General features: G+C 64.0%; 21 protein-coding genes and 1 tRNA gene. 7 read left to right on the plus strand and 15 right to left on the minus strand.

Annotation, left to right across the window (positions count from 1 at the left end; translation table 11 throughout):
* Nucleotides 1-6: 6 nt before the first annotated feature.
* Nucleotides 7-3,156, minus strand: coding sequence for an ATP-binding protein (locus AC1RAA_RS14730; RefSeq protein ID WP_492728512.1), 3,150 nt, complete (start codon nucleotides 3,154-3,156; stop codon nucleotides 7-9).
* 141 nt (nucleotides 3,157-3,297) lie between these two features.
* On the opposite strand from AC1RAA_RS14730, the gene AC1RAA_RS14735 reads away from it, so the two are divergent.
* The gene (locus tag AC1RAA_RS14735) at nucleotides 3,298-3,687 is read left to right on the plus strand and encodes a cupin domain-containing protein (RefSeq protein ID WP_062473689.1); all 390 of its coding nucleotides are present in this window, start codon (nucleotides 3,298-3,300) and stop codon (nucleotides 3,685-3,687) included.
* On the plus strand, nucleotides 3,684-4,499 hold the full coding sequence (locus tag AC1RAA_RS14740) for a class I SAM-dependent methyltransferase (protein WP_492728509.1): 816 nt from the start codon (nucleotides 3,684-3,686) through the stop codon (nucleotides 4,497-4,499). Before AC1RAA_RS14735 ends, AC1RAA_RS14740 begins: the two co-directional genes overlap by 4 nt.
* A 105-nt stretch (nucleotides 4,500-4,604) precedes the next feature.
* Here the strand turns inward: AC1RAA_RS14740 and AC1RAA_RS14745 are convergent.
* From AC1RAA_RS14745 to AC1RAA_RS14775, 7 genes are all read right to left on the minus strand, one after another.
* Nucleotides 4,605-4,680, minus strand: a tRNA-Thr gene (locus tag AC1RAA_RS14745).
* 59 nt (nucleotides 4,681-4,739) lie between these two features.
* Nucleotides 4,740-5,318: a ClpXP protease specificity-enhancing factor gene (locus AC1RAA_RS14750; RefSeq protein ID WP_492728508.1), complete on the minus strand. Its 579-nt coding sequence runs from the start codon at nucleotides 5,316-5,318 to the stop codon at nucleotides 4,740-4,742.
* 41 nt (nucleotides 5,319-5,359) lie between these two features.
* The gene (locus tag AC1RAA_RS14755) at nucleotides 5,360-5,971 is read right to left on the minus strand and encodes a glutathione S-transferase N-terminal domain-containing protein (protein WP_062473683.1); all 612 of its coding nucleotides are present in this window, start codon (nucleotides 5,969-5,971) and stop codon (nucleotides 5,360-5,362) included.
* Nucleotides 5,972-6,066: 95 nt separating this feature from the next.
* Nucleotides 6,067-6,843, minus strand: coding sequence for a cytochrome c1 (locus tag AC1RAA_RS14760; RefSeq protein WP_062473681.1), 777 nt, complete (start codon nucleotides 6,841-6,843; stop codon nucleotides 6,067-6,069).
* A 37-nt stretch (nucleotides 6,844-6,880) separates the two neighbouring features.
* On the minus strand, nucleotides 6,881-8,317 hold the full coding sequence (locus tag AC1RAA_RS14765) for a cytochrome b (protein ID WP_070059900.1): 1,437 nt from the start codon (nucleotides 8,315-8,317) through the stop codon (nucleotides 6,881-6,883).
* Nucleotides 8,318-8,331: 14 nt separating this feature from the next.
* The gene (gene petA / locus AC1RAA_RS14770) at nucleotides 8,332-8,949 is read right to left on the minus strand and encodes a ubiquinol-cytochrome c reductase iron-sulfur subunit (RefSeq protein WP_062473677.1); all 618 of its coding nucleotides are present in this window, start codon (nucleotides 8,947-8,949) and stop codon (nucleotides 8,332-8,334) included.
* A 160-nt stretch (nucleotides 8,950-9,109) separates the two neighbouring features.
* A complete protein-coding gene (locus AC1RAA_RS14775; protein ID WP_492697788.1) occupies nucleotides 9,110-9,871 on the minus strand; it encodes a LuxR C-terminal-related transcriptional regulator in 762 nt (253 codons plus the stop codon).
* Nucleotides 9,872-10,351: 480 nt separating this feature from the next.
* Here AC1RAA_RS14775 and AC1RAA_RS14780 point away from each other — a divergent pair, with 480 nt between their 5' ends.
* The 3 genes from AC1RAA_RS14780 (at nucleotide 10,352) to AC1RAA_RS14790 (ending at nucleotide 14,456) form a co-directional block, all read left to right on the plus strand.
* Nucleotides 10,352-10,657 carry a hypothetical protein gene (locus tag AC1RAA_RS14780; protein WP_082818080.1) on the plus strand — a complete coding sequence of 102 codons (306 nt, stop codon included), beginning with the start codon at nucleotides 10,352-10,354 and terminating at the stop codon, nucleotides 10,655-10,657.
* 134 nt (nucleotides 10,658-10,791) lie between these two features.
* A complete protein-coding gene (locus AC1RAA_RS14785) occupies nucleotides 10,792-11,409 on the plus strand; it encodes a YjbF family lipoprotein (protein WP_492728506.1) in 618 nt (205 codons plus the stop codon).
* The gene (locus AC1RAA_RS14790; protein ID WP_492728504.1) at nucleotides 11,406-14,456 is read left to right on the plus strand and encodes a YjbH domain-containing protein; all 3,051 of its coding nucleotides are present in this window, start codon (nucleotides 11,406-11,408) and stop codon (nucleotides 14,454-14,456) included. The genes AC1RAA_RS14785 and AC1RAA_RS14790 overlap by 4 nt, the downstream gene beginning before the upstream one ends.
* Before the next feature lie 100 nt (nucleotides 14,457-14,556).
* Here AC1RAA_RS14790 and AC1RAA_RS14795 read toward each other — a convergent pair whose 3' ends face one another.
* A complete protein-coding gene (locus tag AC1RAA_RS14795; protein ID WP_492728502.1) occupies nucleotides 14,557-16,560 on the minus strand; it encodes a polysaccharide biosynthesis protein in 2,004 nt (667 codons plus the stop codon).
* Nucleotides 16,561-17,014: 454 nt separating this feature from the next.
* Here AC1RAA_RS14795 and AC1RAA_RS14800 point away from each other — a divergent pair, with 454 nt between their 5' ends.
* Both AC1RAA_RS14800 and AC1RAA_RS14805 read left to right on the plus strand, forming a co-directional pair.
* The gene (locus tag AC1RAA_RS14800) at nucleotides 17,015-17,449 is read left to right on the plus strand and encodes a low molecular weight protein-tyrosine-phosphatase (RefSeq protein ID WP_390346323.1); all 435 of its coding nucleotides are present in this window, start codon (nucleotides 17,015-17,017) and stop codon (nucleotides 17,447-17,449) included.
* Nucleotides 17,446-19,701, plus strand: coding sequence for a polysaccharide biosynthesis tyrosine autokinase (locus tag AC1RAA_RS14805; protein ID WP_492728500.1), 2,256 nt, complete (start codon nucleotides 17,446-17,448; stop codon nucleotides 19,699-19,701). The genes AC1RAA_RS14800 and AC1RAA_RS14805 overlap by 4 nt, the downstream gene beginning before the upstream one ends.
* 121 nt (nucleotides 19,702-19,822) lie before the next feature.
* Here the strand turns inward: AC1RAA_RS14805 and AC1RAA_RS14810 are convergent, their stop codons facing one another.
* The 6 genes from AC1RAA_RS14810 to wecB form a co-directional block, all read right to left on the minus strand.
* Nucleotides 19,823-20,131 carry a VanZ family protein gene (locus AC1RAA_RS14810; RefSeq protein ID WP_492728498.1) on the minus strand — a complete coding sequence of 103 codons (309 nt, stop codon included), beginning with the start codon at nucleotides 20,129-20,131 and terminating at the stop codon, nucleotides 19,823-19,825.
* A gap of 62 nt (nucleotides 20,132-20,193) precedes the next feature.
* Nucleotides 20,194-21,381 carry a DegT/DnrJ/EryC1/StrS family aminotransferase gene (locus AC1RAA_RS14815; protein WP_492728496.1) on the minus strand — a complete coding sequence of 396 codons (1,188 nt, stop codon included), beginning with the start codon at nucleotides 21,379-21,381 and terminating at the stop codon, nucleotides 20,194-20,196.
* A gap of 6 nt (nucleotides 21,382-21,387) precedes the next feature.
* Nucleotides 21,388-22,050 carry an acetyltransferase gene (locus AC1RAA_RS14820; protein WP_492728494.1) on the minus strand — a complete coding sequence of 221 codons (663 nt, stop codon included), beginning with the start codon at nucleotides 22,048-22,050 and terminating at the stop codon, nucleotides 21,388-21,390.
* On the minus strand, nucleotides 22,047-22,652 hold the full coding sequence (locus tag AC1RAA_RS14825) for a sugar transferase (RefSeq protein ID WP_492728492.1): 606 nt from the start codon (nucleotides 22,650-22,652) through the stop codon (nucleotides 22,047-22,049). Before AC1RAA_RS14825 ends, AC1RAA_RS14820 begins: the two co-directional genes overlap by 4 nt.
* A complete protein-coding gene (locus AC1RAA_RS14830) occupies nucleotides 22,649-23,884 on the minus strand; it encodes a glycosyltransferase family 4 protein (RefSeq protein WP_492728491.1) in 1,236 nt (411 codons plus the stop codon). Before AC1RAA_RS14830 ends, AC1RAA_RS14825 begins: the two co-directional genes overlap by 4 nt.
* Nucleotides 23,885-23,887: 3 nt before the next feature.
* A complete protein-coding gene (wecB, locus tag AC1RAA_RS14835; RefSeq protein WP_492728489.1) occupies nucleotides 23,888-25,024 on the minus strand; it encodes a non-hydrolyzing UDP-N-acetylglucosamine 2-epimerase in 1,137 nt (378 codons plus the stop codon).
* Nucleotides 25,025-25,039 lie beyond the last annotated feature (15 nt).

Consider the following 25,039-nt stretch of genomic DNA (forward strand, 5'->3'; position numbering starts at 1 on the left):
GACTTCCTAGCTGGCCAACTCCCGGCAGCGCGCGGCGTCCAGCGCATGGCCGCAGGCATGGAACTCGCGCGCCGCCGCGGCGAAGCCTTCGCGTGCGGCAGCGACACGGCCGGTGGCCCGTTCGATGTGGGCCTGCGCCTCGTGCAGCGACGCGTACCAGGCCGGCAACTTCATCACCACGTTGGCCAGGTATTCGGATTGCTGCTGGTGGCTGGCGGCCAGGTCCAGCTCGTGCGCTCTCGCGGCCGCGATGGTGGCCGGGATGGCGAAGGTGATGCGGCAGCCGGGGCAGCTTTCCAGCGGTCCGCGCACGTTGGCCTCGGCCTCCTCCAGCACGCCCAGCGCGGCGTCGGGCTGCGTGGCCATCGCGATGCGGGTGCCGTAGATGCGGTCCAGCAGGTGGAAGCCGACGTCGGACTGGCGCGCGACGTCGAGCGCTTCGTCGAGCAGGCCGCGCGCCCGGTCCATCTGCCCGCGGTAGATCGCCAGTTCGGAGCGGCGCTGCAGCGACAGCGCTTCGCCCGTCGCACCGCCGATCGCGCGGTGCATGCGCCCGCCCGCCACCAGGTCCTGCTCGGCGGCGTCGAGCTGGCCGCTGAGCAGCCAGGCCTCGCCGCGCAGCGTGACCGCGAACGCATGTCCGCGCGCCGCGCCCAGCCGCTGCGCTTCCGTGGCCAGCGCATCGGCGAACGCGATGACTTCGGCATACGGCCGCGAGCCGTACAGGAAGCGCTGCGTGATGCACAGGTGGCCGTCGAACACGCGCACCGCCAGCTGCGGCAGGTGGCTCGTCTCCTTGAGGTCGGCCCACACGCTGCCGTGCAGGTCACCGCGCGCGTGCGCCGCCGCGGCTTGCGACCAGGAGGCGATCACGAGCGTGCCTTCGTCACCGGTCTCCAAAGCAATCCGACGCACTTCGGCCGACCGGCGCGTGCCTTCGGCGGGGTCCCCGAAGCCCAGGGCCGCCGCACCGCTGTACGCGAGCGCTTCAGCGAGGCGCCCCGCCACCGTGGTGGGATGCACATCCTTCAGATACTGCAGGGCACCGGGCGGGTCGCTCATCTTCACTTGCGCCAAGGCTCGCTTGGCGCGCAATTCGTGGGACAGCGCTTCCTCCGCGACGGCGGCGGCCGCATCGTAGGCGGCCAACGTGCCTGGCCGGCCCATGGCGTCCAGGGACTCGGCACGCAGCGCCAGTGCTTCCGGCTGCGCCGCCCGGTGCGCGAGCAGCGGCTCGATGTGGCGCAACACGTCCTCGTAGGCGCCGAGGCGAAAGGCCTGGCGCGCAGCCGCCAACGAACACGGCATCGCCCGCTCGGCATCGCCCGCAACGAGCCAGTGATGGCCCACCAGGCCCGGTGCCGCACCGCCTTGCTCGAGCCGCGCCGCCACGTCGCGATGCAACAGCACACGCCGGTGCGGCGGGATGCCTTCCGCCAGCGCTTCCCGCACGAGTGCGTGGCGGAAGCGGTAGCGACCATCAGCCACCACCAGCACGCCTGCGGCCAGCGCCTGGTCGAGCCGCGCCAACGCGTCGTGGCCCTCGTCGGCGGCCAGCGCCACGGCCGTGGCCACGTCGAAATCTTCGGCCGACAGCGCCAACCGGCGCAAGGCCTCCGTCGTGCCGGGGTCCAGGTCGCACAGGCGTTCGGCCAGGGCCGACGACACGCTGCGGGACATCACCGCCGTGGCGCCGTCCGACGTGGCGACACCGCGCGCGAGTTCGACCACGGCAAACGGCAGGCCTTCGGCACGACGAGCGATGGCGGTGGCGGCCTCGCCCGCCATCGGTGAGTCGGCCGAGCGGGCCGCGAGCAGCGCCGCTTCTTCCTCGGACAGCGGCCCCAGTTCAAGCGCCTCCAGCTGGCCGGCACGCTGCAAGCGCGAAGTGTTCCGATCCAGCAGCGGCGGCAGCGCATGACGGCACGCGAGCAGCACGAACACCGGGGGGCCGCTTGCCGCCAGCTGCGTCAGCGCCTGGGCGCTCGCGTCGTCCGCCGCGTGCGCATCGTCGACGATGAGCAGCACCGGCTTGTGCGCGGCCGTGGCCAGCAGCAGCCGGCGCACCGCGCCCACCATCTGGTGGCGCCCGAGCGGCAGGGCCAGCGGTTTCACGTCGCCCGAGGCGGTCATCTGCGCCAGCACGGCCTGGGCGTGCGCACCGATGGCCTGTGCCGCATCGGGCAGTTCGCCGAGCAAGGGCTCCACCAGGTCGGCCGCGATGCCGTAGGGCCGTGTCCAGTCGCCGGCCTGCAACGAGCGCACCTGCCAGCCCAGGCCCCGCGCTTCCTCGGCGACGCGGCGGCAGAACGCGGTCTTGCCCATTCCTGCCGGTGCGCGCACCACCGCGCCCCCCGGACGGCCCGCGAGGCTGGCGCGCAGCCACCCCAGGACACGCACCAGCTCCATGGCACGGCCGACAAAACGCGGCGCGGCGCCCTCCAGGCCCGCCACGCATTCGCGGTACAGCGCTTCGGCCGACGGGCCGGGGCGCATGTCCAGGGTCTGCTGCAGATGGTCGCGCAGGTGGCCGTACCAGCGCAGCGCCGAAGAGCGTCGCCCGGCCGCCAGTTCCTCGCGCATCAGCTGCACATGCGCCGCCTCGTCGGTGGGGTCTTCTCGCACCAGCCGTTCCAGGTCGCCGGTCTGGCGCAGCAGCCGCAGGAACTTGTCGCGCAACCGCTGGCGCGGTGCCTCGGTCCAGGCTTCATAGCGGGCGTCCGGCAGGAGGTCGCCACCGTAGAGCTGCGCGGCCGCCTTGCAGGCCTGCGGATCGCCGCTGTGCAGGGCCTCGTCCGCTGCGCGCTCGAACCGCTCGGCGTCGCACGCCACCGCCTGGTCGGGCAACAGGAAAACCCGGCCGCCTCGCAGCACCAGGGCGTCGGGCTGGCCGATGAACTGGCGCGCGTGGTGCGCGGCCTTGCGCAGGTTGGCGCTGCCCGCGTCGGGGTCCAGGTGCGGCCACAGGGCGTCCACCACCTGCTCGTTCGCCAGGCTGCGTCCGGGCTGCAACGCCAGCAGCTGCAGCAGCTCGGCGGCGCGCCGGGTCAGCGGCACTGGTGGAATCTGCGGGTCATCGCCGGCCACGCTCAGGTGGAACGGGCCCAGCAGCCGGATGGACACGGCTTCGGACGGCGGAGTCGGTGGGGGCGACATCGCGATTCCTTTCCCCCGGCACGGGCCGGGAACGTTTCAGGAACGCCAAGCGTTGAGCATCAGTATGCCGTCTATCGAATCTGGCGGGTGCAACGAATAGACGCACCACCCTCGCGCCCGCGGACCCTCAAGGAGTACCTCATGCATATCGCAAAAGACGCCGTCGACGTGAAGATGGAAATTCCCGGTGCCCTGATCCGGCAGCGTCTGAATTTCGGCGACGCGACCGGCTACAGCAAGATCAGCGGCGAGTACTTCACGCTGTCGGCGGGCGTCGACACGACGCCGCTGTTCCAGGGCCTGAACAACCACAACTCCTGCCAGTGCCCGCACTGGGGGTTCGTGCTCAAGGGCCAGATCACCACCACCGACGACGCCGGGGAGCAGGAGACCGTCCAGACCAACGACCTGTTCTATTGGCCGCCCGGCCACAACGTCAAGGTCGACGCCGACGCGGAGATCGTGATGTTCAGCCCGCAACACGAGCACACGCACGTGATCGACCACATGATCGAGAAGGTGAAGTCATGAACCCGAACAAGGCCCTCTGGGAGAAAGGCGACTTCACCCGCATCGCCGAGAGCATGCGCGAGAGCGGTGAAGACGTCGTGCGGCACGCCCGCATCACGCCCGGCATGAAGGTGCTGGACCTCGGCTGCGGCGACGGCAACACCGCCATCCCGGCCGCCAAGCTCGGCGCGCAGGTGCTGGGCATCGACATCGCCGCCAACCTGGTCGCCGCGGGCAACCGGCGGGCGGCCCAGGCCGGGCTGTCGGCCAGCTGCAGGTTCGAGGAAGGGGACGCCTGCGAGCTGCGGTTGGAGAACAAGTCCTTCGATCTCGTCATCAGCATGTTCGGCGCCATGTTCGCGCCCAAGCCCTTCGACGTGGCACGGGAGATGGTGCGTGTCACGCGCCCGGGCGGCCGCATCCTCATGGGCAACTGGATCCCGAACGACCCCACGCTGGTGGCGCAGATCCTGAAGATCAGCTCGTCGTATGCGCCTCCGCCGCCCGAGGGTTTCGTGAGCCCGATGGGCTGGGGCTCGACCCCGAACATCATCGAGCGCTTCGGCGCGGCGGGCGTTGCCTCGGAGGCCATCAGCTGGGAACGCGACAGCTACATCTTCGACTTCAAAGGCTCGGCGGCGGAATTCGTCGACACCTTCCGGCAGTTCTACGGCCCGACCATGAACGCATTCGACGCGGCAGCCCAGGCGGGGCGCACCGACGAACTGCGTGCGGAACTGGTGACGCTGTTCCAGAGCCAGAACCAGAGCCAGTACCCCAACACCTGCCTGATCGCCGCGACGTTCCTGCGGGTGACGGTGGACGTGGGCTGATCCGCGGCGTTCCGTCGGCTTCTGTGGCCGGTCCGGACCGCCGGACAGGTCGAGGGAGACAAAGAAAAAGCCCGGCAACGCAGGACGTTGTCGGGCTTTTTTGATTGGTGCCGCTTGTCGGAATCGAACTGACGACCTTCCGCTTACAAGGCGGGTGCTCTACCAATTGAGCTAAAGCGGCTGAAAGAAAGCAGTGCTGGCGACGATTCTAAGCGGCCGGCTTTGGGGCCGACCGCGCCGTCACTTGACGCGCTTGAGCGACGGCCGGGTGCCGCCACCGGCCGGTGGGCGCGGCGGCTCGTCGGTCGGGTCGGAAGGCGCCGAGCCGGCGTCGACCGTCTCGTCGCCCTCTTCGCCCGTCACCAGGTGGAACACCTTGCTGGCGTCGCCTTCGGTGCCGCGCGAGGCATCGCGCAGCGGCATGCGCGGTGCGCTGTTCGGCGAAGCCGCGGCCGAGGCGGCGTCGTCGCCATCGTCGGACATGGTGGCGGCCGGCACGGGGGCCGGGAACGCCATGCCCTGTCCGTTCTCACGGGCGTAGATCGCGATCACGCGGCCGACCGGCACGCTGATCTCGCGCGCCGTGCCGGCGAAGCGGGCCTTGAACTCGATGAAGTCGTTGCCCAGCTTCAGCGAGCTGGTCGCGTCGAAGCTGATGTTCAGCACGATCTCGCCGTTCTTCACGTACTCGCGCGGCACCTGGACGGTGTCGTCGACCAGCACCGCGACATAGGGCGTGAACCCGTTGTCGGTGCACCACTCGTACAGCGCCCGGATGAGGTACGGGCGGGTGGAAGAGGACTCGAGCGCGTTGATCATGAAAGGCGGCGAAGAACGAAGGAAGCAAGCACGCAGCTTACTTACTTTCGCATGACCTTTTCGGACGGCGTCAGTGCTTCGATGTAGGCCGGGCGCGAGAAGATGCGCTCGGCGTACTTCAGCAGCGGCGCCGCGTTCTTGCTCAGGTCGATGCCGTAGTAGTCGAGGCGCCACAGCAGCGGTGCGATCGCCACGTCGAGCATCGAGAAGTTGTCGCCCAGCATGTACTTGTTCTTGAGGAACACGGGCGCGAGCTGCGTGAGGCGGTCGCGGATGTGCGAGCGGGCCTTTTCGAGCGCCTTCTCGTTGCCCTTGGCGGTGCGGTTCTCAAGCGTGGCGACGTGCACGAACAGTTCCTTCTCGAAGTTGAGCAGGAACAGGCGCACGCGGGCGCGGTCGACCGGGTCGCCGGGCATCAGTTGCGGATGCGGGAAGCGCTCGTCGATGTACTCGTTGATGATGTTCGACTCGTACAGGATCAGGTCGCGCTCGACCAGGATCGGCACCTGGCCGTACGGGTTCATCACGCTGATGTCTTCGGGCTTGTTGTAGAGATCGACGTCGCGGATCTCGAAGTCCATGCCCTTTTCGAACAACACGAAGCGGCAGCGGTGGGAGAAGGGGCAGGTCGTTCCTGAATACAAGACCATCATGGCGAGAGACTCCTAAAAATCAAAAAGAGTGGGTCGCCTGGGCAACCCACTCTGTGGGACCGGACGCACGAGGCGCCCGGTCGGCGTGAACGGAATTACTTGACGTCTTTCCAGTACGAGGCGTTCAGTCGCCATACGAAAACCACCGACATGGCCAGGAACAGCAGCACCCAGACGCCGATGCGCACGCGGGTGTTCTGTGCCGGCTCGGCCATCCACTGCAGGTAGCCGACGAGGTCGCCCACTGCGCTGTCGAACTGCACCGGGGTCAGCGTGCCGGGGGTCACTTGCTCCCACTTGCCCGTGAACACGTCGGTGGCATGACCGTGCTGCTCGACCTTGGCGTGCACCGGCAGGCGCTCGCCCTGCAGCTCCCACAGCGGGTTCGGCATGGCGACGCTCGGGAACAGCAGGTTGTTCCAGCCGGTGGCCTTGGTGTCGTCGCGGTAGAAGCTGCGCAGGAAGGTGTACAGGTAGTCGGGGCCCGTGCCGCCGTGGCCGGCGCGCGAACGTGCGACCAGCGTCAGGTCGGGCGGCGTGGTGCCGAACCATTCCTTGGCCTGGCGCGCGTCGATGTTGGCCTTCATGGTCTCGCCGACCTTGTCGGTCGTGAACAGAAGGTTGTCCTTGATCTGCTGCTCGCTGATGCCGATGTCCTGCAGGCGGTTGTAGCGCATGAAGGCGGCCGAGTGGCAGTTGAGGCAGTAGTTGACGAACAGCTTGGCGCCGTTCTGCAGGGCCGCCACGTCGGTGGTCTTGTTGGGCGACTTGTCCCACGCCAGACCGCCCGATTCGGCGGATGCGGCCGCGGAGAAGGTCAGGCCCAGTGCCAAACCCATGACAGCGAGCCAGCCGGAAATTCTTTTCTTCATCGTGTTTCTCTCAAGCTCTCTTGCACTTGCGCGCGCATCAATGGGCGGCGAAGACCACGCGCTCGGGCACGGTCTTGAATTCGCCCTTGCGGCTCCACCACGGCATCAGCAGGAAGAAGCCGAAGTAGAAGAGCGTGCCGATCTGCGAGATGGTCTGGGCGATGTCCAGGGCGAACGAGCCGATGACCAGGTTGCCCCAGACGCCGGGTGCCTGGATGCCCAGGTAACCCAGGATCAGGAACAGGAACACGAACACGCCGTAGACATACTTGTGCCAGCTCGGACGGTAGCGGATCGACTTGACTTCGCTGTGGTCGAGCCACGGCAGGAAGAACAGGATGATGACCGAGCCGCCCATGATGACCACGCCCCAGAACTTGGCGTCGAAGGTCTTGAGCAGGAAGATCACGACGGCGGCCACGACCACTGCGGCAACCTTCAGGCCCATGCCCGACTTGCCCTTGATGAAGTTCCAGACGGCGGCCGCGGCGATGATCAGCGCGAACACGTTGACCATGTCGTCGGTGGTGGCGCGCAGCATCGAATAGAACGGCGTGAAATACCAGACCGGAGCGATGTGGTTCGGCGTCTTCAGCGAATCGGCCGGGATGAAGTTGTTGTACTCCAGGAAGTACCCACCGGCTTCAGGCGCGAAGAAGATCACTGCCGAGAAGATCGTGAGGAACACCACCACGCCGAAGATGTCGTGCACCGTGTAGTACGGGTGCGACGGGATGCCGTCGAGCGGATGGCCGTCGGGACCGCGCTTGGCCTTGATCTCGATGCCGTCGGGGTTGTTCGAACCCACTTCGTGCAGCGCGATCAGGTGGGCCACCACGAGGCCGAGCAGCACCAGCGGCACGGCGATGACGTGGAAGCTGAAGAAGCGGTTCAGCGTGGCGTCGCTCACGACGTAGTCGCCGCGGATCAGCAGGGCCAGGTCAGGACCGATGAACGGGATGGCAGCGAACAGGTTCACGATGACCTGGGCGCCCCAGTAGGACATCTGACCCCACGGCAGCAGGTAGCCCATGAAGGCTTCGGCCATCAGGCACAGGAAGATCGCGCAGCCGAACACCCAGATCAGCTCGCGCGGCTTGCGGTAGCTGCCGTACATGAGGCCGCGGAACATGTGCAGGTACACCACGATGAAGAACGCCGAGGCGCCCGTCGAGTGGATGTAGCGGATGAGCCAGCCCCAGGGCACGTCGCGCATGATGTACTCGACCGATGCGAACGCCTGGTTCGCGTCGGGCTTGTAGTGCATGACGAGGAAGATGCCGGTCACGATCTGGATCACGAGGACCAGCATCGCGAGCGAGCCGAAGATGTACCAGAAGTTGAAATTCTTCGGTGCGTAGTACTTGCCCCACTGGTCGTTCCAGAGCTTGGTCAGCGGGAAGCGGTTGTCGACCCAGTTGAGCAGCTTCTCGCCTGCGGGGGCGTTGGGGGAAACTTCGTGAAATTCAGCCATGTTCGTTGTCTCCCTCAGGCCTTCTTGCTGTCGTCGCCGATGAGCAGGCGCGTGTCGGACAGGTACATGTGCGGAGGCACAGGGAGGTTGTCAGGAGCGGGCTTGTTCTTGAAGACGCGACCGGCGAGGTCGAACGTGGAACCGTGGCAGGGGCAGAGGAAGCCGCCTTCCCAGTCGTTCGGTAGCGAGGGTTGCGGGCCGGCCTGCAGGCGGTCGACCGGCGAGCAGCCGAGGTGGGTGCAGATGCCGACCACGACCAGCACATCGGGCTTGATCGAACGGTGGCCGTTCTGTGCGTACTTGGGCGTGAATTCGTCGGGGTGACGCTTGGAGAGCGGATCGGCGAGCTGGCCATCGAGCTTGGCGAGTTCGGCAACCTGATCAGGGCTGCGCTTGAGGATCCAGACCGGCTTGCCGCGCCATTCGACGGTGATCTTTTCGCCGACCTTGAGGGCCGAGATGTCCACTTCGACCGCGGCGCCCGCGGCCTTGGCCTTTTCGGACGGCTGGAATGTGCTCACAAAAGGGATTGCGGTGGCCACGCCGCCCGCTACGCCGGCACAGCTGGATGCGATCAACCACGTCCGCTTGCTTGTGTCGATCCGGGGCGAGCCGGAGGTCATGTCACTCATGGGGATCCTCTAAGTCTTCTTCGCTGGAGCAGGGGCTGACCTTTGCCACAGCAAGGTCAACCCGAGATTGTAGCGGGGCGCAAAAGGGTTTTTCAATGATTGCCGCGCGTGCGCACGGCACCGCAGCACGTGCGCGACAGCACGCGACGGCCCTTGGCGCTCAGCTCAGCAGCCCGTACTGGGTCGCCTGCCGGACAGCCTGGGTTCGCGACTTGACGGCCAGCTTGCGGTAGATCCGCTTGGCGTGGAACTCGACCGTGTTGATCGAGAGGCAGATCGCTTCGGCAATCTGCCGATTGCTCCAGCCTTGCGCGATCAGGCGCAGCACATTGAGCTCCCGAGGTGACAGCAGCCCGGGAGCAGGCATCGGGGGCGAGACCGTGTCGCCGTCGCGCAGCGCGGACTCGACACCCTCCGGTTTCGCGGACGCCGCAATCAGGCCGAGGACACGACGCGCGACGCGTGCGTCCATCGGCGAACCGCCGCGCTCGATCGAGCGCAGCAAGAAAGAGAGTTCGGCATCGTCGGTGCTCGTCAGCAGATAGCCGGAGGCTCCTGACGAGATCGCGGCCTCGACCAGCAAACGGTCGTCGTCCTTCGACATGGCGATGGCGTCGATCTGCGGGTAGGCACGCCGTAGGTGCGACAGGAGCGCGACGCCGCCGTCATCAGTCAAGTGCATGTCGACCAGCACCAGGTCGTAGGGCAACGCGGCCAGCAGACGGATCGCCTCCGCGTGCGTGGAGGCGATCACGACGCGGCGGCCCGGGGCCAGATCGCAAAGAAGGCGTCGCATGCGATCGGCCAGGGCTAGGTCACCCTCGACGATCAGGGCACCGAAGAATGCGCAGCCCAAGGCGGCGTACCGGCCAGCGAGTGCCGGCGCCGACTGCGCGCTGCTGGCGGACAGGTGATTCATCATGAGCAGACGCCTCCGATCACGCTACCGGCCGCGCGCCCACACACTCGCACACCCTTCGATACCCCACCTTCAGACAATCGAACCACGCATATCCCCTTGTTGTGCCCCGCGGCCTACCTTGAATGTCAACTTTCGTTTCGGGGTACTGCAGGAACAATGCCTGGGAGGCGGCCCGGCGGCCCATCGCAACGATGGCTCGGTCAGTGCGTTGATTTCATTGAAAAAATGCGGCAGTAGCGACCGGGGCCTTGCCGCTGGAGCTGCTCGTCAGTCGACGTCGTTACGGCCATCCTGGGCGGAACGTTACGTAGCATTGAGATACACATGCACCCGTCACACTCATCCACAACAATCGAGGCAATACGCGGTTACAAGGAGGCCGTGGCAAACGCCTCATCCTCCAGGCCAAATTAGTTGCGGCACACTTCTGATGCTGCTAACCTCAAGTCAAGAGCATAAAAACCCTTTGAGAGGATCACTGTGAAGACGAACAAACTGGTTGCTACCGTCGCCCTTGCCACCCTGGCAATCTCGTCGGCTTTTGCCCAAACGCAGGTTACCCCTGCGCCCGCAAGCAACAATCGCGCATTTACGCCGGGCCCTGCTGGCGCTCCGAGCGCAACCGCTGCTGGCCTTGGCGGCCTGACCCCCGTTCAATGGGGCGCTGTTGCAGGCACCGGCGCACTGATGCTGACCCTCGGCAGCAGCAACAACGGCAACGGCGGCGGCGGCTTCTTCGTCCCCGGCACGGGCACCACCGGCACGGGCACCACCGGCACGCGTTAATGCTGGTTGCCCTCCTGAAAGGAGGGCATTCGCTGAAAAGTCCGCGCGTTGCTTCCGCCACGCGACTCTTAGAACGTTGCCTTTTGGCAACGTTTTTCTTGGGCGTTGGCGGTTGCTCCTCCGGAACTTCAGCCATGCTGGATTCAGCTCGCCTGCTGTATCGCGGCGAGTCCTCAGCAACCCAGCCCGATTTCAATCCCAGCTATCGGTACCTGAGAACCAGCGTCAATGGGCGCGTCGTTTTCATGGTGCTCGGCTACATCGACCAGCGTGCCGAAGGGCCCGTCGAGGTTTGGTACAGCGGTTCGGGTGAGGTCGTCCGACTGCTGAATGGTCAGCTGGTCGGCACGACCGGGCTGCCTGTCGACTGGCGCGAGGTTCGGCTCCACAACCTTCCCGCTTGGCAGGCTCACGCCGCCAACTCCACACAGACCTACGTTCGAGAGCGCGACCTCATGCCAGGATATCGCTTTGGCATTCGCGACGATATCGCGCGCACACCGATCACCCCGCCCACCGACAGCGCCCTCGCTGGCACGCCCACAAGCTCCTTGCGCTGGTATGAAGAGCGCAGCCTGTCCCATCCTGCGACAGCCTCCGTTCCACCCGCACGCTTCGGCGTTTCATTTGCTTCTGGCGCCCCCCAGGTCGTGTATTCGGAGCAATGTATTTCCCGCGACCTCTGCATGAGCTTCGAACAGTGGACACCCCCCGCACCAGCAGCCGGCACCGCGGCGCGCGCTGGTACATGAGCCCCTTCTTCCTGCGAGCCGTCAGCCCCCCGCATTGGCCCCGTCGAACGGCCCTTGCCTGCGCGTTGATGGCGAGTCTTGGTGCGCTGGCGGAGCCGTCGCAGAACACGGCGACCGTCGAGCCCGCAAATGATGCCGAGGTGCGCCCCGGCGAGCGACTGAGCACCTGGCTGCTGCGTCAGCCCGAAGGCACCGCTGCGCCCGGACTGGCATGGCGCGTGCCGCAGGAACGGCTGGCCCAACAGTTTCTGAAGAACACCCTGCTCGTGCGACTTGAAGCAGCCAGCAGGCGCGCACCGCGCTCCGAGCAACTCGATCGGTTGAAACTCATCACGTGGCTGCAGAACCTGCCCGTCACTGGTCGCGTGGCGCTGGGCATCGTAGACGCCCGCTGGTTGCAGGCCCACACGGATCAAGACCCCGTGCTGTCAGCCGGTCAGCAACTGGTTGCGCCCTCCCCGCAGTTGAAGACCATCGCGGTTGTCCGCCCTAATGGCGAGCTGTGCCACGTGGCGCACGAAGCCGGCCGGACCGCCTGGGACTACGTCATCGCCTGCGCCCCCGACAGCACCTACGACTGGGCATGGGTGGCGCAACCCGACGGCCGAACATCGCGCGTGGGCATCGCCCCCTGGAACGGACACCCCTCCGATGAACCGGCGCCCGGTGCATGGATCTGGACTGCACCGCGCGGCATGACTGAACTGGTCGACGCATCGGAAGGCATCATCAAGTTCCTGGCAACCCAGGGCCCTTCGCCTCAGACAGCGGCGCTGGGCACCACCACCGCCGCACTTGCAACAGCCAAGCCGGCCGCAGCAATCACTACGCCCATCCCGCCGCCGGTTCCGCCGGAAAGCGCCATCTCGGTGCGCCCCGATGCCTCGGCTCCGCAATACAAGGCACCTCGCACAAGCAGCAATGACTGGGGCGAAACCGGCCTGCTCCAGACGCCGACGGCACGCATGGGCGAGGCCGGCGACTTCCGCACGTCGATCAGCCACGTATCGCCCTATACGCGACTGAACGTGATGTTCCAGCCACTGGACTGGATGGAGGCGGGCTTTCGCTACACCTCCATCAGCAACCGCGCGTATGCCGCCAGCACCACTGGCCAGAGCAACAAGGACAAGAGCATCGACGTGAAGCTGCGGCTGCTGCGCGAATCCGCGTATGTGCCTCAGGTTGCGCTGGGCTTTCGCGACCTTGGCGGCACCGGCCTCTTTTCGGCCGAATACCTGGTCGCCAACAAGCGCTACGGCGATCTCGACTTCAGCCTCGGCATCGGCTGGGGATACCTGGGCAACAGCGGCAACATCCGCAACCCCTTGCTGGCACTGAGCAATCGCTTCAGAACGCGTACGGTGAGTTCCGCAACGGGCGGTGAAGCGAACTTCAAGGCTTTCTTCCGAGGTCCAGCCTCCTTGTTCGGCGGCGTCGAATGGCGCACGCCCTGGGATCCCCTGACCGTCAAGCTCGAGTACGAAGGCAACAACTACAAGAACGAGCCTCAGCAGAACAACCAGGTCCAGCGCTCGCCTTTCAACATCGGCCTGGAATATCGCTACTCACCCGGCGTCGCCTTCACCGCCGGCCTGGAGCGCGGCAACAAGGTGATGGTGGGCCTGACCCTGTCCACCAACATGGCGAGCATGCGAGCCAGTAAGCCCGCAGATCCGCCGCCGCCCCGCTTCACGCCGGAGGCGCCGGCCAATCCACCCGGCTGGGCCGCCACTGCTGCGGAGATTCAGGCACGCACCGAATGGACCGTGCAGCGCATTGCACCGCAGGGCGACAGCGCGCACGTCTGGATCACCGAAAGTCACACGGTGTACCGCGAGGCCCGCGTGCAGCAGATCATTGCCGTCATGCATCGCGATGCCCCGGCGTCGATCAAGCACTTCGTGCTTCACTACAACGAGCGCGGACTGGCACTGCACACGCAAGTCGTCGATCGCAGCGAGTGGGTGACGGCGCACTACCAGGCACAGACCCCCGCAGAACTGCGCGCCACGGACCAGCGCGACTACGCCCCGCCTCGCGGCCGGACCGAAGACGGGCTCTACGTGCCGACATCGCCGCAGCGCACACCCACTGATGCAACCGCCACCACATCGTCCGGCGAGACGCCGGCCATGGCGCCATGGGAGCGGCGCACGGAAAGACTCACTTTCGGCCTGACTCCGAGCTTCTCGCAGATCCTCGGCGGCCCTGATGCCTTCCTGCTCTACCAGCTCGGAGTCTCGGCCACCGCGGAGTACCGCTTCACGCCGAGCACCTGGGTGAACGCAGCACTGAACTGGCGCCTGATCGACAACTTCGACAAGTTCACCTACACGGCGCCCAGCAACCTTCCCCGCGTGCGAACCTACCAACGCGAGTACGCAACGACCAAGCGGTTGACGATGCCGGTGTTTCAGCTGACCCACGTGGGCCGACTGAACGAAGACCAGTACTACAGCGTCTACGGCGGCGCCCTTGAGTCGATGTTTGCCGGCGTGGGCGCCGAATGGCTCTACCGCCCGTGGCGCAGCAAGTTCGCCTTCGGCATAGACGTCAACCACGTGCGCCAGCGCGACTTCGCGCAAGACCTCGGCCTGCGCGACTACAAGGTCAACACCGGCCACGCCACGCTCTATTGGGACACCGGCTGGAACGGCGTGCAGGCCAGGATCAGTGCGGGTCAATACTTGGCGGGTGATCGTGGCGTCACCCTCGACATCAGCCGCCGCTTCGACAACGGCGTGACGATCGGCGCGTGGGCCACCAAGACCAACGTGTCCGCTGCACAGTTCGGCGAAGGCAGTTTCGACAAGGGCATCTACGTTTCCATCCCCTTCGACGCGCTGCTGCCGCGCTCGAGCAAGTTCACTGCGAACTTTGCCTGGGCTCCACTGATACGGGATGGCGGCGCCAAGCTGGGACGGATCAACCCGCTGTTCGAGATGACGTCGATACGGGATCCGAAGGCTTTCAGCTTCTCGCCGCCCGACGACAAAGCCCCCAAGGCGGGGGACAACATCCTCGACTTCAAGCGGGCGCAATAGGCGCCGCCGGCTGGAAACAAAAGAGCCCCGATCCGGGGCCCTTGGTTTCAGCATCACCCCAGTGAGTCGGGGCGGGAAAAAATGAAACAGTTCTATCGAATCAGATCGCCACGGCAATCTGGTTCGGCGCGGATGGCTGGTTGGCCTCGCCCACCTGCGCAGCGCCGACTGCCGCTGCGATCGGCAGAGCGCGGTCACGCACACGGTGACGCTCCATATGCACCCAATCCACCACCTCCGCATGGGGCCGATAGCCAGGCAGCATCTGCGTCAACGTCTGCTTCAGCATCGGCACATCGCTGCTTTCGAGTGCCGCATTCAGCGTCTCGAACTGGCGCCAGAGTTCATTCCATGGCAGGCAGGGATCGTGTGCCTTCATGACACGAGGATGCGCTGTAGGCATCGCGCTGTCGCCAATCAGGAGCTCTTCGTAGAGCTTCTCGCCGGGCCGCAATCCGGTCACCTGGAGTTCGATATCGCCATCCGGCGAATGCTCGTCACGAACCGTACGCCCCGAAAGCTCCACCAGCCGACGAGCAAGGTCGATGATCCTCACCGGCTCGCCCATGTCGAGCACGAAGACATCGCCACCCTGCGCCATCGCGCCCGCCTGAATCACCAACTGGGCAGCCTCGGGAATGGTCATGAAATAGCGCGTGATGTCCGCATGCGTCAGCGTGATCGGACCACCCGCTTCGATCTGCTTGCGAAACAACGGCACCACAGAGCCACTGGAGCCGAGCACGTTGCCGAAGCGGACCATCGAGAAGCAAGTGTCTGAACTCTGCTGCGCCAGCCCCTGCAACGCCATTTCGGCGACGCGCTTGCTGGCCCCCATGATGTTCGTCGGCCGTACAGCCTTGTCGGTGCTGATCAGGACAAAGTTGGGAACCTTGCACTCCATGGCAATCCGCGCCGTCGTGAGCGTGCCCATCGCGTTGTTTCGCACACCCTCTGCTGGGTTGTGCTCGACGAGCGGCACATGCTTGTACGCCGCGGCGTGATAGACCGTGTCAGGGCGCCAGGCGCGCATCACTTCACGCAGTCGTGCCGCATCGCACACCGAGGCGAGCAGTGGGACGACACGTACGTTCGGCGCCAACTGCTCCAGTTCTTGGTGGATGCCATAGAGCGCGTACTCGCTCAGTTCTACGAGCAGCAGCGTGGAAGGCGACAGCTGAACGATCTGCCGGCACAACTCACTGCCGATGGAGCCACCGGCCCCCGTCACCAGCACCACTTGGCCATGGATATGCTTGTGCAACAGGTCCGCCACTGGCTCAACTGGATCCCGCCCTAGCAAGTCCTCGATGTCGACTTCGACCAGGTCATTGACCTGGACCTTGCCGTTGGCCAGATCGAGCAACCCCGGAAGCATCCGTACATGCAGATGCAATGGCAACAACTGGTTCAGAATTTCCACGCGGCGCCCACGGCTGGCCGAAGGCATCGCCAACAGCACGTCGGTGATGCCCCAGCTGGCAGCGTTATTGCTCAGCCAATCCGAGGACTGAATGCGCAAACCGTTGATCGTGTTGCCTTGGAGATGCGAGTCATCGTCAACGAAAGCGCGGACGACCATGTCCCGACTTTGAGCCAACGCCGCAGCCAGTTGCAAACCCGCGCTACCGGCGCCGTAGATCACCACCTGAGGCAGCTGCTTGCGCTGCAGAGCGCTCATGTAGAGACCACCCAACCAATAGCGCGCAAACATGCGCGAGCCGGCGATGGCCAGGAACAAGAGCAACGGGACCAGCAGACCGACCGTGCGCGGTACCCCTCGCACACCGACCACCGCAAAGATCAACGCATAGCCGAGGCCAAAGAGCACGCACGCGCGCACGATAGCCATGACTGCAGCTGTGCCTGCATATCGAAAGATGGCTCGGTAGAGCCCGAAAACCACAAACAGGGGGAGCGCAAGAGCGACAGCAACTGCGACAGCTGACCACTGAACGCCGCGCGGCGTCATCCATTGCTCAAAGCGAAAGCTGAATGCCAACCAGACACACAGGACGCAGAGCATTGCATCGACCCCCAGAGCCAGCATGCGCTTCAGGGGGCGCGGCAAAGCAAGCAAGGGCGCAGCCAGACGATTGATCACACTGAAAACTCCTGCGGCGCTTGGGACGCACCGCACTGCAACAATTGTCCGTGAAGGGTACCCACCCCTCCCCCCCAATTCAGGGGATTCGCGACACTCACAATGTCATTTTTTGTATCTTTTGCATCGACATGACTTTGGTCATAGAGCCGCTGATCAGCATCCTCGATCAGCGGTCCCCTTTGACAGCCATGACCGATTCAAGCCCGGAATGCCTGTGGCTTGACCATCTCCCCGAGGCAGTGGGCGCCAACGCCCTGACTACAATGCCAATGGCGTACCCAGCCGTCCTTCAGCTCTCGGGTATGGATAGTGCGATCCGACCGCTCAACGAAGAACAAATGGCGAGGACATTTCTGTATGAGTTGTGATTCATGCTGGACATGAAGCACGCGGTACGCAATACGTTGAATCTGACAACAGAGGCACAAGCCTTCGCAGGGAGCCAAGTCTCATGAAATCCGTTCTGGTGGTATGCATTGGCAACATCTGTCGCAGCCCCATGGGTGAAGCACTGATCGCTGCAGCATTGCCACAGGTTCAAGTCACGTCTGCCGGGACGGGCGCGCTGGTCGGCCACCCCGCAGATCCGATCGCACGCAAGCTGATGGCCGCACGTGGCATCGACATCGAGGACCACCGCGCACGCCAACTCACAGGGCAGATGTGCCAGCAGGCCGATCTCATCCTTGCGATGGACGAAGCCCAACGAATCCACATTGGTCAACGCCATCCGCTGACCCGTGGCAAATTATTCCGACTGGGTGAGGTTGCGCGCGTCGATATTCCCGATCCCTACCGCCTGGGCCTTCCAGCTTTCGAACACGCCCTACAGCTCATCGCTGACGGTGCCCACGCTTGGGCCGAACGCATCCGCAAACTCTCATGACCCCTTCCGCCTCCACTTCGGCCCCCTCGGCACCCAACACGATACGCCCACGCGACGATGACGATGGCGTCATCAACTTGTCCGAGTATTTCGACATCCTGCTTGACCGCAAATGGCTGGTGGCAAGCGTCACTGCGGTGGCCCTTGGGTTCGGAGTCGCCTATGCACTTTTGGCCACCCCGATCTACCAGTCCAATTTACTGATTCAGGTCGAGGACTCCGCCCCCGACGCCAAGAATTTTCTCGGCGACACGGCCAACCTCTTCGAGGTGAAGACCCCTGCTACAGGCGAAATCCAGATCATCCGTTCGCGGATGGTGATGGGGGGCGCAGTGGAAGCGATGCAACTTTATGTCAACGCTCGACCGCGCTATATCCCATTCATCGGCGAATGGCTTTCGCGGCGTTCCAAGGAACTATCAAACCCTGGTTTTCTGGGCATAGGGGGCTACGTTTCCGGCACCGAAGCTATCGACATCGCAAAGTTCGATGTCCCTCCTACGCTCGAAGACCAGCAACCCTTCACGATCACCGCGCAGGCGGGCGATCAATATGTACTCTCGCACCCCAGCCTTCCCGAGTCGCTAACAGGCACCGCGGGCAAGATGCTCAGTCAACAGGTGCCTGGCGGCGCCATCACTCTGATGGTTTCGCGGATCGATGGGAAGCCTGGAGCGGAATTTCTTGTCTCGCGCGCGTCGTCGCTGACCACGACTGAGAGCTTGCAAAGAAGCGTGCAGCTCAGCGAACAAGGTAAACAATCGAACGTAATCAGTGTTGTTCTCGAAGGTAGCGACCGTGGTCGCCTACGGCGCACACTCAACGAAATCGGCGCACAGTATGTTCGCCAGAACGTCGAGCGGAAAGCTGCAGAGGCAGAGAAGACGATTGGATTTCTCGACCAACAGCTGCCCGAATTCAAACGGCAACTCGAAGACTCGGAAGACATGTATGCCCGCTTTCGCAACAAGAACGGTACTGTCGCCTTTGACGAGGAAGCCAAGGCTGTATTGGGAATGTCGGTGCAGCTGCAAACCAAGCTGCTAGAAACCCAGCAACAGCGGCGCGAACTGCTTGCGCGCTTTACTGAGACCAATCCGAAGGTCCGCATGGTTGATGGCCAGATTGCAGCCATCAATCACGAAATCAATGGCCTGGAAACTCGAGTGAGCGCCATGCCTGCCATACAGCGGGACGCCTTGCGGTTGGAGCGTGACGTCCGCGTCAACGGCGAACTCTACAAGTCGCTGCTCAACAGCTCTTTGCAACTGCGTCTCGTCAAGGAAGGAAAGATCGGCAATGTGCGTCTGCTCGACACGGCCATCGAACCCAAGAGCGCGGTCAAACCTCAAAAGCCTCTGATCGTTGCGCTCTCGCTGGTGCTCGGCCTTCTCGCCGGCGTGGCGCTGGCAATCCTTCGCACCAAGTTGTCGAGCGGCATTCGCAATCCCCAGGAAATCGAAGATCGACTCGGCCTGAACGTCTACTCCGTCGTTCCATTGGCACTCGAGCAAGAAACGATTCTGGAACACATTGCCGGCGGCGCGAAGGGCGTGCAACTGCTGGCCGTCACCTCTCCTGAAAGCCTCGCCATCGAAAGCCTGCGCAACCTGCGGGTGTCTCTTCAGCTGACATTGATGGAGAGTGGCAACAACCGCGTGCTCATCACAGGCGCCACGCCTGGGGTGGGCAAGAGCTTCGTCTCGGGCAACTTCGCCGTGATCATGGCGCAGGCGGGCAAGCGTGTGCTGCTGATCGACGCTGACTTGCGCAAGGGCCACCTCCAAAAAGCATTTGGCCTCCCACGCAAAGGCGGTTTGGCCGACGTCTTGGCAGGTGACATGTCTCCCGAGCAGGCCATTCACGGGCAAGTGATCCCCAACCTGGATGTTCTGACGACCGGAAACTATCCGTTCAATCCAGCCAACATGATGCTTTCGTCAAAGCTCGGCGAATTGTTGAACGACTTCTCGGAGCGCTACGACCTAGTTGTGATCGACAGTCCGCCCGTGCTGGTGGCGGCCGACGCTGCAGCGGTTGCAGCGCATTCTGGCGCTGTCCTGCTTGTTGCCCGTGACAACCTGACTCAACTCGGTGAGCTGAACGAGAGCGTCAAGCGCCTCGCGCATGCAGGCCAGCAGGTCAACGGGGTGGTCTTCAACGGCATGGACCTCTCTCGCCGGCACTATGGCAGCTACGGCTACAAGTACGGCGGCTACCGATATACCGAGTACAAGTACAAAGAGGCTTGAGCGCTCACTCGATAAGCCGATTCTGAGGGCGAGGGGCCCCGCCACCGCCCCTCGCGTTGAACCTCAGCGAAGAAGCTAGTCTCACAGTTGCAAAGCTGCTTTCAGCATAGGCCTCGCCACCTTAGACCTGCCGAGCCACCATCAACCGCTGCAACAGCAAGGCAACGACAGCGCCGAACAGCAGGCCGATGCCATCCGCCCATAGATCACTCCATTCAGCCATGCGATCGGGCGTGAGCGACTGCAGCACCTCAATCAGTGCTCCGTAGCCGAACAGCCACAAGAGCGATATCGGGATGCGCCCCGGCCATGCCCAACACGCAAGGAATGCCAGGACTGCAAAACCCAGCGCGTGATTGCTCTTATCCCAGCCCGTACTTGGCACCGAGAGAGACGCAGGCATCAAGCTGAGCACCAACAACGCCAGCATGGCACTGGCCACTAGCCAGCGCCACAAGATCACGTGGGCTGCGAGGCGAGCCCACAACACACTCAAGCTGATGCCTCTGCCAGCACTTGCCCGATAACCTGGCAGCTCTTGTCCATCTCGACCGAGGTGAGTGTCGGATGCACAAGAAACATCAGGCTTGTTTCCCCCAGTGCGCGAGCAACAGGCAATCGCTCAGTCGGCCGCCAACCCGTGTCATCGAACGCTTGCTCCAGATACACCTCGGAGCAAGAGCCCTGATAGCAGGGCACGCCATGTGCCTGTATTGCCTCGACGATCCGATCACGGCTCCAGCCAGCCGCCAACTTTTCAGGCTGCACGTAAACGTAGCACTTGTAGTGCGCATGGGCACTGCCCGCCGCATCTTGCTCTACAAAGGCAGGCACACGCACCGCTGGATGAGGACTGGCGGCCTTCCACAGGGCCTGTGCATGGCACGTACGTGCAGAAGTCCAGTCGCTCATCCGGCGCAGCTGGATTCGCCCGATAACCGCTTGCAGTTCCAGCATTCGCCAGTTGGTGCCGAAGCTCTCATGCACCCAACGAAAGCCCGGCGGATGCTCGCGCTCGTAGACGGCTTCGTAGCTCTTTCCGTGATCCTTGTACTGCCACATGGTGCGCCACAACGCTTCGTCGTTGGTCGTCACCATTCCACCCTCCCCGCCCGTAGTCATGATCTTGTCTTGGCAGAACGACCAGGCGCCAGCATGACCGATGGAGCCGACGGATCGCCCCTTGTAGCGGGCACCATGCGCCTGCGCGCAGTCTTCGACCACCTTGAAATCGTGCTTGGCCGCAAGCGCCATGATCGGATCCATGTCGCACGGCCAACCACCCAGGTGCACACAGATGACAGCCTTGGTGCGCGGAGTGACGACCTGCGCAATGGCCTCGGCCGACAGGTTGCCACTTTCTGCATCGACATCCGCGAACACCGGTGTTGCGCCCGCATTCACCACACACGACACGCTCGCGATGAAGGTGCGCGGCGTGACGATGACCTCGTCACCCGGTCCGATGCCCATGCCCTTGAGGATCACGTCTAGGGCCAGCGTGCCGTTGGCCAGTGCGAGCGCATGCGCGGTGCCTGCCCAAGCGGCGAACTCCTTTTCGAACAGGCGGCATTCCTGCCCCGTCCAGTAATTGACCTTGTTGGAGAGGAGCACGCGCTGCACGGCATCGGCCTCTTCGGCGGTGAAACTCGGCCAAGGGGAGAAGGGGGTGTTCAACACAACAGTTCAACCTTTTTTGATGAATGGTTTGGCGGGGTTGCCGACCACAGTGATGCCGGGCGGCACGTCGCGCGTAACCACCGCGCCCATGCCGACCAGGGCACCGCGGCCAACCACCAGAGGCTTGCCTAGCTTGCCTTGCTTGATGACAGCGCCGGCCCCGATGTAGGCGTGGTCCTCGATGTGCACATTGCCATTGCACTTGGCACCGGGCGCGAAGGTAACGAAGTCGCCGACCACGCAATCGTGTTCGACGTAGCTGTACAGGTTGGCGTGAAAGTGCCTGCCGATGCGGATGTTGGAGGTGAGCGTGACGAACGGACTGAGCGCAGCGCCCTCGCCCAGCGAGACATCGTCCATGACCACTGTGTTGGCAGCCCGGACTGTCCAGGGCTGCACGCCATCGGCCGCGCAACGGTCAGCCAGCACCTGGCGGACGGCGCTGTTCGAAATGGCAATCACGATGTGTCTTGTGCTCGCATCGGCCCGCAGGAAATCCGCATAGCGCAGCACGCGCTGTCCATTGACCTCAGCGGCTTCGGGCTGGTCGTCCACAAACACCAACTGGGATGCCGGAATGCCTTCGAGTGCCAGCTGTGCGCGAGCCAACGGCATCACGCCGCGGCCACAGCCACTGGCGCCGTACACGGCATAAAGCGGCAACGTCATTGCTCGTGCTCCATTCGCGAACCGGTAAAGCGCGGCATCGTGGCCTCGCCCGCCGCACTGATGCCATCACGCACCAGCACCTTGCGCACTGTCAGCCACAAGATCTTGATGTCGAGCCAAAGCGAACGGTTGTCCACGTACCAAACGTCGAGCTTGAATTTCTCGTCCCAGCCCAACGCATTGCGCCCGTTGATCTGCGCCCAGCCGGTGATGCCGGGGCGTACTTCATGACGACGGGACTGCTCGGCGGAATACAGCGGCAGGTAGTCCATCAGCAACGGACGCGGGCCAACCAGGCTCATGTCGCCCTTGAGCACGTTCCAGAGTTCGGGCAATTCGTCCAGGCTGCTGGCACGCAGGAATCGGCCGAAGGGCGTCAACCGGTCCGCGTCGGGCAACAGCTCTCCATCGGCACCACGCGCATCCGTCATCGTGCGGAACTTGACCATGTTGAACGGCCGCCCGCGCATGCCAGGCCTCGTTTGACGAAAGAAGGCAGGGCTGCCCAGCTTGCGGCGCACCTGCCATGTCAGGAACAACAGCGGAAGACCGAGGAGCAGCAGCGCCACGCAAGCGAGCACGATGTCAAAAAGGCGCTTCATCTGGATTTCGACCTGTTCGCCAGCCGCGTGAAGATGGCACCGAATTTTTCGACGCCAACCTTCAAGGCCAGTTGTTCACGGTAGTAGCGCTGCGCCTGCTGCCCCATGGCCGCCAAGGCATCAGGCGGCATCGCTGCGAGCGCATCGGCGGCATCAGCCAGCGCGCTGGCGTTTTCGGATTCAACGACCACGCCACCGCCCGACTGCGCAACCAACCCGGCCGCATCGCCATCGACCGCCATCAACAGCGGCTTTCCGACGGCCATGTAGGCCTGAGTCTTGGAAGGGATGGTGATCTCGAAGAGCGGGTCCTTGCGAAGGTGCACCAGCAGCGTGTCAGCTGCATTCAGCAGCGCCCCCACGGCCGACATCGGAACCGGCGGCAGAAAGACCACGTTGCGCAACCGCAGGTCTGCGGCGCGCTGCTTAAGCCGTGCCACTTCCACGCCACCACCCAACAGCGCAAAGCACACCCGCGAGTTGCGCGCCTGCAGCAGAACCGCCGCCTCGAGCACAGCGTCCAGCGCCTGGGCCTTACCCATGTTTCCCGCAAAGAGGACGCGGAATCGATCCGGCCCCGGAAAGCTGGCCGGCGGGTGGCCTTGCGGCGAAGCCAGCGCCACTTCGTCGGCCCAGTTGTAGATCACCTCTACCTTGGCATCGGGCACACCCCGCTCCAGCAGCAGGCGCTTGAAACCGGGTGAAAGGACCGCGATGTGATCCACGCGGCGATACACCCATTGACACACGGCCGCCACCGCACTCAAGGCCCGGGCGTTGTTGACCATGCCGGTGGCACGCAGGGTATCGGGCCACATATCCTGAATGTCATACACCAGGGGGACGCGGCGCAACAGCCGCAGCAGGCCGGCGGTGATGCCCACCGTGAGCGGCGGATGGTAGGCATACATCACATCGGGCCGGCGCGCCATGAACAAGCCGTAGATCAGCGATGACGTGGCGAAGCTCGCGTAGTTCAACACCCGCTTGATCGCCGATTGGTCGTGGTTGGGATAGAGCGGCACGCGCGTCACTTGCACGCCGTCGATCGTTTCGCGCTGCAGCAGCTTGATGCGGTAGCCCGGATACACCTTGCCGCCCGGGTAGTTGGGGAAACCCGTCAACACTTCGACCTCGAAGCCCTGGCGCACCAGTTCGCGGGCGAACACGATGCCCTTGAACGTCGGCTCGGGATCGAACCATTGCATCAGCAATAACACGCGAACTGCCATGCGTCAGTACTTCTTCCAGACCACGCGATTCACGTAGTCGGTGTAGCTGTGAACGATGCGCAGCACCTTGTCCGACACATTCGGCATGCTGTAGTCGGCCACCTGGCGCAGGCCGCGCGCATCGCCTCGCGGCTGGCTCTCCAGAATGGCCAGGCCCTGGCGCACACGGTCCACCTCGAGGCCCACCATCATCACGGCCGCCTCTTCCATCCCTTCGGGCCGCTCATGCGCTTCACGCAAGTTGAGCGCTGGAAAATTCAGGATCGACGACTCTTCGTTGATCGTGCCGCTGTCGGACAACGTGGCGCGCGCCGAGAGCTGCAGCTTCACGTAGTCGTGAAAGCCCAGCGGCTTCAACAGGCGCACTTGTGGATGAAAGCGCGCACCGGTCGCGTCGATGCGCTTCTGCGTGCGCGGGTGCGTCGAGACGATGACAGGCATGTCGTGGTCTTCGGCCACGGCATTCAGCACCGCCACCAGCTTGCTAAAGGACTGCGGCGACTCGATGTTCTCTTCGCGATGGGCACTGACCACGAAGTACTGCTCCGCCTGCAAACCCAGCCGCTCCAGCACGCCGGACGCCTCGATGCGCGGGCGATAGTGCGTCAGTACCTCGAACATCGGGCTGCCGGTCTTGATGACCAGATCGGGCGGCAGCCCTTCGCGCAACAGGTAATCACGCGCGATCGTGCTGTAAGTGAGGTTGACGTCCGCCGTGTGGTCCACGATGCGGCGGTTGGTTTCTTCGGGCACGCGCTGGTCGAAGCAACGGTTGCCCGCTTCCATGTGAAAGATCGGAATCTTGCGGCGCTTGGCCGGAATCACCGAGAGGCAGCTGTTGGTGTCGCCCAGCACCAGCATGGCTTCGGGCTGCACCTCGCCCAGCACCTGGTCCACCGCGATGATGAGGTTGCCGATGGTGTGCGCCGCGCTGGTGGCGTTGGCCGCGCTGTTCAAAAAGTGGTCGGGCTTGCGCACGCCCAGGTCGTCGAAGAAGACCTGGTTGAGTTCGTAGTCGTAGTTCTGGCCGGTATGCACGAGCACGTGTTCGCAATGCTCGTCCAGCCGAGCCAGCACGCGCGACAGGCGAATGATTTCGGGCCGGGTGCCGACCACGGTCATGACTTTGAGTTTTTTCATGGGAGATGGATCCAA

The sequence above is a fragment of the Variovorax sp. GW823-FHT04F07 genome, from assembly GCF_058795995.1.